The sequence below is a fragment of the Achromobacter sp. MYb9 genome, assembly GCF_002975275.1.
GTDB lineage: Bacteria > Pseudomonadota > Gammaproteobacteria > Burkholderiales > Burkholderiaceae_B > Achromobacter.
The window spans coordinates 1-11,782 of the sequence record NZ_PCOQ01000046.1 but is presented as its reverse complement, the minus strand read 5'-3'; the positions used below and the strand labels follow the sequence as shown (position 1 = coordinate 11,782).

10 protein-coding genes and 1 tRNA gene are annotated in these 11,782 nt (G+C 57.2%); 3 read left to right on the top strand and 8 right to left on the bottom strand.

Annotation, left to right across the window (positions count from 1 at the left end; translation table 11 throughout):
- Positions 1 to 182: 182 nt before the first annotated feature.
- From CQ050_RS30390 to CQ050_RS30375, 4 genes are all read right to left on the bottom strand, one after another.
- Positions 183 to 1,628 carry a DUF1254 domain-containing protein gene (locus CQ050_RS30390; protein WP_199196968.1) on the bottom strand — a complete coding sequence of 482 codons (1,446 nt, stop codon included), beginning with the start codon at positions 1,626 to 1,628 and terminating at the stop codon, positions 183 to 185.
- A gap of 76 nt (positions 1,629 to 1,704) precedes the next feature.
- Positions 1,705 to 3,234 (bottom strand): DUF1254 domain-containing protein, encoded by a 1,530-nt coding sequence (locus CQ050_RS30385; RefSeq protein WP_105560535.1) that lies wholly within the window; start codon positions 3,232 to 3,234, stop codon positions 1,705 to 1,707.
- Between the two features lie 49 nt (positions 3,235 to 3,283).
- Complete coding sequence (locus CQ050_RS30380) at positions 3,284 to 4,057, bottom strand: hypothetical protein (protein WP_105560534.1); 774 nt, start codon at positions 4,055 to 4,057, stop codon at positions 3,284 to 3,286.
- Positions 4,058 to 4,069: 12 nt separating this feature from the next.
- Positions 4,070 to 4,990: a transporter gene (locus CQ050_RS30375; protein WP_233214368.1), complete on the bottom strand. Its 921-nt coding sequence runs from the start codon at positions 4,988 to 4,990 to the stop codon at positions 4,070 to 4,072.
- A gap of 338 nt (positions 4,991 to 5,328) precedes the next feature.
- Here CQ050_RS30375 and CQ050_RS30370 point away from each other — a divergent pair, with 338 nt between their 5' ends.
- Genes CQ050_RS30370 through CQ050_RS30360 form a run of 3 tightly spaced genes read left to right on the top strand, consistent with a single transcriptional unit; the run spans position 5,329 to position 7,995 of the window.
- Entirely contained in the window at positions 5,329 to 6,150 is an 822-nt protein-coding gene (locus tag CQ050_RS30370) for an ABC-three component system protein (RefSeq protein WP_233214367.1), read from the top strand.
- Positions 6,147 to 6,371 carry an ABC-three component system middle component 7 gene (locus CQ050_RS30365; RefSeq protein ID WP_105560533.1) on the top strand — a complete coding sequence of 75 codons (225 nt, stop codon included), beginning with the start codon at positions 6,147 to 6,149 and terminating at the stop codon, positions 6,369 to 6,371. The genes CQ050_RS30370 and CQ050_RS30365 overlap by 4 nt, the downstream gene beginning before the upstream one ends.
- Positions 6,361 to 7,995 (top strand): DUF2326 domain-containing protein, encoded by a 1,635-nt coding sequence (locus tag CQ050_RS30360; protein WP_105560532.1) that lies wholly within the window; start codon positions 6,361 to 6,363, stop codon positions 7,993 to 7,995. The genes CQ050_RS30365 and CQ050_RS30360 overlap by 11 nt, the downstream gene beginning before the upstream one ends.
- A gap of 227 nt (positions 7,996 to 8,222) precedes the next feature.
- On the opposite strand, the gene CQ050_RS30355 is transcribed toward CQ050_RS30360, so the two are convergent.
- From CQ050_RS30355 to CQ050_RS30340, 4 genes are all read right to left on the bottom strand, one after another.
- Positions 8,223 to 8,906: a hypothetical protein gene (locus CQ050_RS30355; protein WP_105560531.1), complete on the bottom strand. Its 684-nt coding sequence runs from the start codon at positions 8,904 to 8,906 to the stop codon at positions 8,223 to 8,225.
- 659 nt (positions 8,907 to 9,565) lie between these two features.
- Positions 9,566 to 9,922 carry a nucleotide pyrophosphohydrolase gene (locus tag CQ050_RS30350; protein ID WP_255410210.1) on the bottom strand — a complete coding sequence of 119 codons (357 nt, stop codon included), beginning with the start codon at positions 9,920 to 9,922 and terminating at the stop codon, positions 9,566 to 9,568.
- Positions 9,923 to 10,147: 225 nt separating this feature from the next.
- Positions 10,148 to 10,232 (bottom strand) — tRNA-Leu (locus CQ050_RS30345).
- A 163-nt stretch (positions 10,233 to 10,395) separates the two neighbouring features.
- On the bottom strand, positions 10,396 to 11,782 hold a 1,387-nt coding region (locus CQ050_RS30340; protein ID WP_105560530.1), incomplete at its 5' end, for a uracil-xanthine permease family protein.

Below are 11,782 nucleotides of genomic sequence, written 5' to 3'. Positions count from 1 at the left end.
GATGCGCTTGAGATGGCAGAGCAAACCGAGGTTTGATGCATCCCGGCCGGCGAGCAGTCGCTTGTCGGCCAGAAGCTGCCTTTCAATCGAATTGCCTTTATATCCTCTTCAGCCTGATCGCAGGCCTTACGTCGGCAGCCTGCACGATAGAAGGCACCGACGCAGGTCACTCGGAGCAACAGTTAGGGGCGCTGCTGCTCGAAGTCGCCAGGCTTCCAGCTTTTATCAAAAGCCGCCGTTTCGGGGCCATAAATCCGGATGTAGGCAAACCATCCCTGACCCGGATTGGTCTTGATCCATCGATTCTCCTGCCCCGCCGGCGCCTTCGGCCCGAAGTACAGTTTGAGCGGTTGGCTTGAATCCACATCCTTCAGTTCGAATAGCGAGCGCAGTGCTGCCTTGCCCTGGTCTGTTTGCACCTGAGAGCGCGTCTTGCTGTCATAGACCGTGACGGACCAAAACAGCTTTCCCGGCACGGGTTGTGGCACGCTCAGCGTGTATTGCTTGCCACCGTCCAGGTAGGTGCCCTGCGCATCTCGCGCGCCGAGCCAGTACAAGGAACCGGCGCCGGCATCGCGCTTGAACATGGCGGGTGAAGTGACGATGGCCTGCGCGAACCAGCGATCCCGGGCATCCATATCAATTCCCGCCGGAGTCTCGAACTGTACGCTGCCAGGTACCAAGCCCACCCATTCCCAATGTCGGTCAGGCCACGCCTTGCGATCACCGCGATCGCTGTCAAACGCGGTCACGATCATTTGGTCACGGCCGAGCTTTGCCGCTTGGGTAAGCGTCTCGCGTGACTTCAGATCGGGCTTGAACGGCTTGCCCTTTTCTATACCTAGTTCAGCCAACAAGCCGTACATGTCACGCGAGGCCGGGTTAACCGGTTCTTCTTGAATAACTCGGTCCAAGACTTCCCAGAACTTGAAATTGTCCTCCCATTTCAGCGAGGAACTATCCAACGACATCTGCGTCGTATCTACCGCGTCGAGTGTCCGGCCGGCTTTGCCATCGGTGGCGAGCGGATAGATCTTTACGGCCCGCAGTGCCTCCAACGCCTTGGGCACATCGCCGCCCACCGGCATGGCTCGCACCGCCAACAGGTTCTTTATCGAAGGAGAGTGGCCGACGTGATAACCCTCTGGCAACGCGTCCGTATATCCGGCAGGCACGACGAGGTGGCGTCCGCCCTTGCCTGCATCGGGTCCCGGTAGGCCAAGGTCCTGCACCCAACCCTGGTTGTGATCATTGACCAGGCCGATGTACGGGCCGGGCGGCAACTCAATCACCACCGGTCCGCGCGAAAGGTCGATTACGGCCGACCCATAAGGCGTATCCGAATTAAGCGTGAATCCGACTTGGCGAGGGCCGGCGGCAGCGATGCCCCATTGTTTACCATCCTCAATACCCACGGCGCGGTTGCCGTTGAAGACGCCCTCCATGGACACAGTGGGATACCAGTAGCGATAGGCGACCAGTGCTCGCTGCAGCAACTGATCGGATCGGACGTGCTGTGAGGTGGCGGACGTCGGGTAGCCACGCTCGAACTTGTACGCGGGTGTCTGCTGCGCATTGGCAGTCGCGATGCAGGTCATTGCAAGTCCGGAAACTAAAACGCGGCGCATGGTGAGCATCCTGTATATGTGATTGGGCGTGACGGGGTTGGACCCGGCGCGGACGGTGCGGCGCCGGGTTTCGGGGCTAGCGCGCAGCAATTGGCTCGATATCGTTAAGCTTCCAAGTCTTGTCAAACCAGGGCTGCAATGGGCCGTACAGACGGAAAATCGTCAGCCAGCTTTTACCTGGAATTGTCTGCACCCAGTTGCGCTCCTTGCCTGCTGGCGCGCGCGGGCCAAAGTACACATCGACTGAACCGTCCGCGTTGACATCGAGCTGCTTTTCGCTCGACAGGCTGGGGAAAGGCTGGTCGGTTTGCAGCATCGAACGCGTCTGGGTGTCGTACACCACGACCGACCAGAAGTCCTTAGCCGGCACATTGGGGGGCACTCGCAGCACGTAGGTCTTGCCACCGTCAAATGGCTTGCCTTGGGCATCATAATTGGCCGCAGCATATTGCGAGCCGATGCCTGGCATGGCAACTGCCATCGCAGGAGTATCGACGGTGGCGGCATAAAAGAACATGGTGCGAGCGTCGAAATTGCGCGCGCCATCGTTCAGCCATTCATAGCTGCCGCCTACGAAAGGCGTGTTCCAGTGGCGGTCAGGATAGATCAGTACGGCGGGATCGCGATTCGCGAAGTCGATGGCACGCGCGGTCGCATTGCCAACCACGACGGCTTCCGTAAGCGTCGCCTTCAGGCGGGCATCGGGCGCGAAGGGCTGGCCCTTGCGCATACCGATTGCGGCATACAGGCCGGTCATGTCGGGTCCGTATACTCCGGCGGGCTCTTCCTGAATGATCTGATTCACCTCTTCGAAAAAGGTGTAATCATTGGCGTGGATGGTGTTCATCACCTTCCCGGACAGGTTGATGAATTTAGTCTTGGGGGGTGTGCTGGCCGCGGCAAGGGGATACACCTTCAGGCCAGCCTTAAGCGCCTGTACGCCCGGCGCCGGATCCCCGTTCTTCATGAAAGCGCGGCCAAACAGTAAGTTCCCGAATGTGGGCGTGCGCACGATGAAGTAGCCCTTGGCCGGCAGTTCGCCTTCGTAGCCCGGCGGCACGAACAAGTACTTGCCGCCCTTGCCCTTGTCGGGTCCGGCATTGCCTAGGTCTGCCACGTAGCGGAACCAGAAATCGTCGACTACGCCAAGAATATTGGGTGGTGTTTCCACCACGACAGGACCATTCTTCAGGTCCATCCAGTTCCAGAAATAAATGGTCTCGGTATTGGCGGTCAGGAATAGCGACCGCGAATCCATGAGCGATTCGAAAACCCCTACTGTGCTGCCCGTGGCGCCCACTTCACGCAGGCCGGTCCGAATCGCAACCATTGATGCGCCCGGGATACCGTTGAGAAAGGCCTCCACGCCACGCAGGAAATCGAGGTTGTCATAGACTTTTTGAGCTGTCTCGGGTGTCGGAACGCCGTCGAAGAACTTCAGCGACCCGATTCTCGTTTCGGCCTGGTTGGCGGTTTGGATCTGAGGTGGGATCGGCGTCGTCGTTTTGTACTGTGCGGCAGACGGCTTCGTGCCGCCACATGCAACGAGCGAAGCGAGGGCGGTCGTCGCAATAGCAAGCGAGGCCGTACGGCGGGCAATTCTCATGAAAGCTCCCACAAAGAATGACGGTTGCGGGGCATGCCCGCGCTACTTTTCAATGTCCGAAAGTGAAATTCACACCGGCAAAGACCGTGAATTGAGGCAAGCCTTCACCCCGATGTGCCACGGTCCACTGCGGCTCCACAAACGTATTGACGATGGTCTTGCCCACACGCCAGGCGCGCCCGGCACCGAGACCTACCGGGATGTAGTACTGGTCCCGCTGCAAATCGAAGGTCCAGACTGCCGTGGATCGCAAATACCAGCCTTGCGGAAAGTTGTGGATGACGAAAGGTTGCACCGTCGCGGTGTGGACGGTATCGCGGTTGCTCTGGCCTGCGAATGAGTGCTGCCATTGAACCAATCCGCCGAGCAGCCCTCGCGGGCTGCTGTGCACGGCTACAGCCGCCAGCCCGCCCGACCACTTACCCATGCCGAGTTCTTTGTCCGTCGCGGTGGGCATGGTCAGCATCGGGCCGACACCTAGGTCGACCTCGCCCTGCTTGAGCAGAAAAATGTCGAACACGCTGATGTCGCCAAGCCCTGTGCGATAGCTGCCATCTACCTGTGGCCGCGTCGACAGCGGAACTGTGGGGCGCAATATCTGCGGGACACCAATCCAGTCACCCGGCGCGATCGGAAGCGTTGGACGCACCAAAAGGTCATTGGTGTGAGCGGACGTGCCGAATAGCCTGGGCGTGTAGTAATTCTGCATGCCCAGCGACGGCGCCAGGTTTAGCGGGTTATTTGCCTTGTTAGCATCTTCAGCGGACTGCCCATAGGCCAGTGTTGCGGCCAGACTCAGCCCTGCGAGCGTAAGCATACGCATGTGACAGCTCCGTCAAAATAGAAGGGTTGCGCTGGCCATGAATGTGGCGTCGCTATCTAGCCGGCGTGTACTGGCAACGGTAGGCACCCAGCGTAGGGCGAGTGACAGCGATCGCTTGTCGGCCAGCTTGCGGTCATAGGTCAGAATAGGTCCAAGCGCGAAATCACGGCCGCGAAAACCGTCGAGTTGGTCAGCGGTCGGACCATTGTCATCGCCCAACTGTATCTGGGTGCCAGCCACCAACCCCACGCCGACGCCGTTGCCTAACATCTTGCGCGCCATGACATCCAACCCGAAGATTGGCGCATTGCGATAGTCCGTGGCGCGATTGCGTGTGTAGAACTGAAGACTGCTGACCGCATCGAGCTGGATTTGCAATTCAGGGAAAATTCCGGTGTAGGCCACCTGCGGAACGAACGTCCAGTTATTCAGGCTGGGATTGGCCAACGAATTCTCGTCATATTTACCGGTAGGAGCCCAAACATTCAGGCTCAGCGACATGTGCTGAGTCTTGGAGAAGTGGTAGCCGGCGATGATGGGTGTGAAGTACAGATCGAACAGGTTGGACGCAGTGTCACTGGTCTCACCCCCTCGTCCGCGAGGGCCTGTCAAGGTGGCGCTTACTTTGGTCCAGATGTACGGCACAGTGACGCTGGAGGCGAAATTCCACCGCCCCGGGCCTGTGTCCCAGGTCTTCATTAGGGTGGCCAGCGTGAACGCGACTTGCCCGTCCAGGCCAAGTGTGGTGTTGCCACCGATGGGGGTTTCACGCCCGCCCTTGATTTTTCCGTCCAGGTAGATCTGGCTCAGATTCACGACGGTGATTGGCTCCGAAGAAACAATGCCAATGTTGGGTTGCACCGTTGTGCCAGTGACCTGGCGCCCAAGCGCGCCTTCCGTAGCGTGGGTGCTGGCCGAAGCTAGCAGGGTCAATGAAAAAATGCCAAAAGCACCCAGTGTCTTGCTTGAAATCCGATCACACAACATCACTACGCAGCCCCTTCCTTTGCAAATCAGTACTGTCAACACGACGTGCATAAGCAAAGCGACGAGACGCCGCAGCGATTGAGTTTCGGGTTATTTCACAAGTTCGTCAATATTGGGGACATCTATTTCCCGATTTGGCAATTTGCGATTTTTATGCTGCGCTCGTCAATGGTGGATTTCGGCCACAAGGCGTCATTAGCGTCCAATTCGGCATAATCCCTGCATGTAACAAAAAACATGAACTTAGTCATTTTCGGCCATAATGCCCGTCTGCATAACCCGCTGTGAGGTTCGTCCTCACTTTCGCTGATCCTAAAATTGAAGCGCGGCAAAGGGCTTTTGTGACGAATAACAGACGTGCCTACAACGACGCGGAAACCGCCGGCCTACTCTCTCAAGTCAATAGTCGCTGTCCGCTTTGCGATTGCTTTCTGTTCTACCGAAAGGGTCAACGACAGCACAAAGCGTACGAGTTGGCGCACATTTACCCGTTGAATCCGCGTCCAGAGGAAATCATAGAACTGGCCAAATCGCCGAGGCTATGTGTTGACGTCAACGATCCGGACAATATCATTCCTCTGTGCGTCAGTTGCCACGAAAGGTTTGACAAGCCTCGAACCGCGGGCGAATACCTCAATCTGTACCAACTCAAGTTCGATACATTGCAGCAAGAACGTCAGCGATCGCTGGCGTCGCAGTATCCTCTCGAGCAGCAAATTGCCGCCGTCATTGCTCACTTGCACGACGCCGAGGTGGATCAGGGCAGTAGTAGCGCCCTCTCTTTCACGCCGAAGTCGGTCAATGACAAGTTGGACGCGACGATGCCGCCGCCCACCAAGCAGAAGGTACGTAATGCCGTCGAAGACTACTTTCTGCACGTTCAGGCAGCATTTCTGGAACTTGAGCGTAGTGACCCGGGTTGTTCTGAGCAGATCTGCATTCAGGTCAGATCGTTCTACGTGATGCAAAAGCGTCAGAGGCTGCCGCAAGCCGAGGTGTTTTCCAATCTGGTCGCGTGGATTCGTGTCCGCTCAAAGGCATCAACACTCGAGTCAGTTGAAGCTGTGGCGTCCTTCTTCATTCAGAACTGCGAGGTCTTCGAGTGATTACGCCCAACAAAGTAGTTCCGTTGTCTCTCTCGGTATTGGGACAGCTTCCGCTTGTGCTTGAAGCCGGCCCCGATCCAATTCTCTTGGTGAAATTGTTCGAGCAAGTAGAAAACAAGTTCGAGAGCATAGATCAATTTCTGCTTACGCTGGACGTCCTATTCTTGCTGAACCGTCTGACTATCGACTTCGACGCGGAGAAGGTTATTTATGCTGCATGAAATTCGCTGCGAAAAATTCCGCACCCGGGTTGTCCGCTTTCACGAAGGCTTAAACGTTGTCCTGGGCGATGACAATGCGACAAATTCCATTGGCAAGTCGACGCTCCTAATGCTGGTTGACTTCGTGTTCGGCGGCTCGACGCTACTCGAATGGAATAGAGACATCGTCGCCGAACTAGGTCATCACCACTATGACTACGCCTTTAAGTTCAACGGCGAATTACATCGTTTCCGGCGCGAGACTATCACGCCCGAAACCGTGTACGCGTGCGACATTCAATACAACGTGGTGTCGGCTATGCAGCTCGACGAATTCAACGCCCACTTGAAGCTTGCATATGGTCTCACGCAGCCCGGTCAGACTTTTCGCGCTGCCGTCGGACTCCATTTGCGCGTGTGGGGCAAGACCAACTTGATACCAGACGAACCGTTGCATTCGTTCCCCAAGCAGAGGGACAAAGATTGCATCGACAACTTGGTTAAAACGTATGGAAAGTTCGACTTAATTCAAGCACGCGACAGGGCAGCGCGGACAGCCGAAACAGACCTAAAGGTTATCAGAGCCGCGGCAAGCAAGCAGCTCATCCCGAAGGTTACTAAGACCGGATATGCGCATGCTAAGGTACAAATCGCAGACCTCGAACGCGATCTGGAGGATGTGCGGCAGAATTTGGCTAACTACGCGACGAGTCTGAGTGCAGTCATCAACAAGGAAATTCTGACGCTCAAGGAGCGCAAAGATATCTTGCTCCAGCGCCGAATGACTATCGCCGGGCGCTTGCAACGGGTCGGTCGGAACCTCACTGGAAAGCGCTCCCTCCGCGCCAGCAATTTCCGGGACCTCGAAAGGTTTTTCCCCGAAGTCAACACCGAAAGATTAGCGGAGGTCGAAGCGTTTCATGATGGCGTAGCGCATATCCTCAGACAGCAGCTGAGAGCATCTAAGGAACAATTAGAAGATGAATTGAGGCTGATCGACATTAGCATTTCTGGTATTGACGCAGAAATGGCGACCGCATTGGGGTCTGTCGAGCAGCCGGAGTCACTGGTCGACCATGTTTACAAAGTCGCGTCATCACTGCAGACCGCACGAGCAAGCACAGAGGGTTATGAGCGCGAGCAAGCGCATGTTAGTGCGCTCCGAACTGCGAAGGAGGAGCTGGCGGAGGTGAAACAACGCATTCTTGCAGACATCGAGACCAGCGTTAACGATGGTATGCGAGAGATCGTAAGCGAAGCCGTTGGCAATCTCCGCAAGAGTCCGCACCTATCGCTAGGCGATGCCAGCTACAGCTTCGAGGTTTTCGAGGACACTGGCACGGGCACAGCCTACTTCGGGCTAGTGCTTTTCGACATGGCTGTCTTCAGGGCGACCAAGCTTCCTGCGATTGCGCATGACTCCGTTCTTTTCAAGAATATCTCGAATGACTCCGTTGCTCGTCTCGTCGAGCTGTATGCAAAGGTTCAAAAACAATCGTTCATTGCGATTGATGAGATCCAAAAATATGGGCCTGCTGCTGCCGAAACCCTGCAAAGAACTAGTGTCATTCAGCTCAGCGACCATGAAGTTCTCTATGTAAAAGATTGGCGCCCGAGTGCTCCGACTGCCACCGGTGTAGCGTGAACCGCCAGCATCGACGGGCTATGAATGTCGCCACAAAACGGAGACCGCAAACACGCCGGAAAAGTTACAGAGGGTCGCCGACAGAACGTCCGCTGTCGGGTCGGAAGCGGACGGCTACCCAGGTCTGCAACCGGCCAGAAGGGGACGTTCTACCATAGTGCCCGGATCGTCAAACAATCAGCGTTTACTCGTGAAATGTACCTTGGCAAAATTAAGCTGATTGGCGCTTAGACAAGGCAAAACACCAAAGCCGGTTCAATGCCGCTGGACCCAGCAAACAAACCCCTCAAGCGCTTTGCCGATGCGCTAGACGGTCGAAAGAGAAGACCCAGAAGGTTCCCACCCCACAGTGTTATCGCGAGATGGCCTGCTGCAAATTCTTGATTTTCAGATTGCCATGTAGACAGTGGCACGGTTGCGTTACATGAACTGCAGCGTAGCAAGGAAGACTCTGGGTTCTGATGCCATGCGTTAAGGGCCTCATACAAACCTTCACTTCCATCGGCGCCAAGCTTGACAGCTGATCTGCAGAATGGGCAATTCACACTGAAGCCGCCATCGAAATTCATGTACAGACCGTTATTGCCAGGTTGAACCGTCAGTTCGGGTCTACCAGTTAAGCCAATGTGCCACCGGTAGCCCGTCACGCCGATTTCAATGGCAGTGATACATGTATGTCCGGGACTGTGTGAATCCATCGCTTGCTCGGAAGAACGCCAATCTTCAAGGTCGTCTAACCCTCGAAAATCATCGCGTAACGGAAAGGCGAACCCACCCAGCGACAGGTCATCACGAAGCTCGGGAAGGATGACGCCGCTGTCGAGAAGTCGCTCATAGAGCTCAAGCGCGGCCTTCGGAGCAACCGCGCGAGAAATCTCCGTATTGACCAGCGAAGTATTTCTGTCACCCATAACCGTTTCCTGCAAAGTTCTGCATGAACCTATTATCCTTCGCGGTTCCGCCATTTCCAATGGTTGCCGTGCCCGCCCAATGCCCTGTTGACTACAGCCGCACGGTCGTGCGGATTCAGGAACTGCTAGGTCAGATCATGAGCGGGTCGCACAGGACGATAGATGGCCTGAATGAACGCTTGGCGATTCGGTCAACATCTCCCATGGGTCGAAAGCGGGCGGCCGCGCCGGCCTGCTCCGCCAGCAGCAGTCTGCGCCGACTGGAGTAATGAGTACCAAACATTGAGGATTACCGACATATGGTATCCGTTGTGAAGAGAAAACCTGACTTCGCATTTCCATCAAAACGAACCACTAGTAGATTCGCATGCCAACTTCTCTCTGCGCTGTCTCGCTGTCAGTTATCCCAATGAATAACGGCGTCAGGCTACAAAATTTAGTCGACCAAATTGCAACCCGGCACCTCTCCTTCCGTTTCTCTTTCGCGACGAATGTGTTCTCTTCCTCAAATATTTACACATTAGATGTGTCAAAAATGCTGACGTCGAGGGAAACTCGCGTGATCATTCGGACGTAATCTGCAAATAGCTCAATTGCTCACCATCTCCAGAAACTGGCCTACTACCCGATAGCGATATTCATCCAACGGCGTGCTTGACTCATAGCTCGTTGTATTTTTTTGCGGTTCCCTTTGCCTTGTGTACCGGGTACTTTTCTTCATTTCTTTCGATTTTTTCTAGAATGATTTTCTCGATGTCGAAGTTGTACGCGTCGGACAACAGCAACGCATAGGCCAAGACATCCGCAAGCTCTTCCTTCACCTTCTCGGGGTCGGCGGCTTCAGGGGCCTTCCAAAGGAAGACTTCCAGCAGCTCGCTGGCCTCGATGCTGAGGGCCACGGCCAGATCTTTAGGGTTGTGGAATTGCTGCCAGTTTCGCTCGTCGCGGAACTGGCGCAGTCGCTGAATGACGTGTTCCATTTCCTGCCTTTCTTGGGAGAGGTCGGTGCAACGGATGATAGACCGCTCGAAGGCGAGTTGCACTTTTGTGCCCGGACGCCCGCGTGAATTCCTGGCACGTCTAGCTTAGTGCTCGACGTCGCGTTTGGCTCGGAGTGTTCTGGACGAACGCGACTAGCCCATCATTTGGAATGACGGCCTCACAAGCACTGAGAGGGAATTGAACGATGGAGCAAGACAACGAATCGCACTAGATGTTTGTAAACACTAGGGATTTTTAGATGGTGCCCGGGGCCGGAATCGAACCGGCACGCCTTGCGGCGGGGGATTTTGAGTCCCCTGCGTCTACCAATTTCACCACCCGGGCAAGGGGGTCGCGAACACGTCCAGATGACGGCTGCGGGAGAACGAAGACAGCGATTATATGCGGACTTTCGTAAATTGTCAGGTGGCCCGAGATCGGGGCCGTCCGACGAGGCCGATTCGGGCACTACCCGCAGGCGGCAACCCCGATCGGCCCCTTCCAGGACTTACTTCTTTTCAGGCAGGAACCAGTTCATCACCAGGGCACAAATGCCCCCGGTGGCGACGCCCGATTCCAGCACGCTCTTCACCGCATGCGGCAGGTGCGACAGGATTTCCGGCACTTGCGACACGCCCAGGCCCAGGGCCAGGGACACGGCGATGATCAACAGCGCACGGCGGTCCAGGTGGATGCCGGCCAGGATGTTGATGCCGGACGCGGCGACGGCGCCGAACATGACCATGGCGGCGCCGCCCAGGACGGGTTCCGGCACGGCTTGCAGCACGCCTGCCACGCCCGGGAACAGGCCCAGCAGGATCAGCATGCCGGCGATCCACACGCCGACGTGGCGGCTGGCGATGCCGGTCAACTGGATCACGCCGTTGTTTTGCGCGAAGACCGAGCTGGGGAAGGTGTTGAAGACGCCGGCCAGAAGCGAGTTGGCGCCGTTGACCAGGACGCCGCCCTTGATGCGCTGCATCCACAGCGGGCCTTCGACGGGCTGCTTGGACACTTTGCTGGTGGCGGTGACGTCGCCGATGGCTTCCAGGGACGTGACCAGGTAGATGATCAGCATCGGCACGAACAGCGCCCACGAGAAGCCCAGGCCGAAGTGCAGGGGCACGGGGATCTGGAACAGGGCGGCTTCGCGGGCGCCGGTGAAGTCCAGGCGGCCCATGGCGGCGGCGGCGATGTAGCCGACGGCCAGCGCCAGCACCAGGGCGGTGCTGCGGATCCAGACGACCGGCACGCGGTTCAGCAGGATGATGGTGCCCAGGACCAGGCCGGACAGGGTCAGGTTTTCCGCGCTGGCGAAGGTACCGTTGGCCATGGCGCCGAAGCCGCCGCCCATGCTGATCAGGCCGACCTTGATCAGCGTCAGGCCGATCAGCAGCACGACGATGCCGGTGACCAGCGGGGTGATCAGGCGTTTGACGAAGGGCAGGATGCGGCTGATGCCCATTTCGACGAACGAGCCGGCGATGACGACGCCGAAGATCGCGGCCATGACGGCTTCGACCGGCGTGCCTTGCTTGACCATGACCGAGCCGCCCGCGATCAGCGGTCCGACGAAGTTGAAGCTGGTGCCCTGCACGATGAGCAGCCCCGCGCCCAGGGGGCCGAAGCGCTTGCATTGCACGTAGGTGGCGATGCCCGAGATAACCAGCGACATGGACACAATCAGCGTGGTGTCGCGGGAGCTGACGCCAAGCGCCTGGCAGATCAAGAGGCCGGGGGTGACGATGGGGACCAGGATGGCCAGCAGGTGCTGCAGCGCGGCGACGAAGGCGACGGGAGGCGCGGGGCGATCGTCGGGGCCGTAGACCAGGTCATGGCTGGGCGCGTCGTCGGCGGCGCTATGGGGGGCAGGTTGGGAGAGGGAGGCGGGTTGC

Coding starts and splice junctions, on each gene's coding strand:
- CQ050_RS30390 (WP_199196968.1), bottom strand. CDS start 1,628: ATGCGCCGCGTTTTAGTTTCCGGACTTGCAATGACCTGCATCGCGACT.
- CQ050_RS30385 (WP_105560535.1), bottom strand. CDS start 3,234: ATGAGAATTGCCCGCCGTACGGCCTCGCTTGCTATTGCGACGACCGCC.
- CQ050_RS30380 (WP_105560534.1), bottom strand. CDS start 4,057: ATGCGTATGCTTACGCTCGCAGGGCTGAGTCTGGCCGCAACACTGGCC.
- CQ050_RS30360 (WP_105560532.1), top strand. CDS start 6,361: ATGCTGCATGAAATTCGCTGCGAAAAATTCCGCACCCGGGTTGTCCGC.
- CQ050_RS30355 (WP_105560531.1), bottom strand. CDS start 8,906: ATGGGTGACAGAAATACTTCGCTGGTCAATACGGAGATTTCTCGCGCG.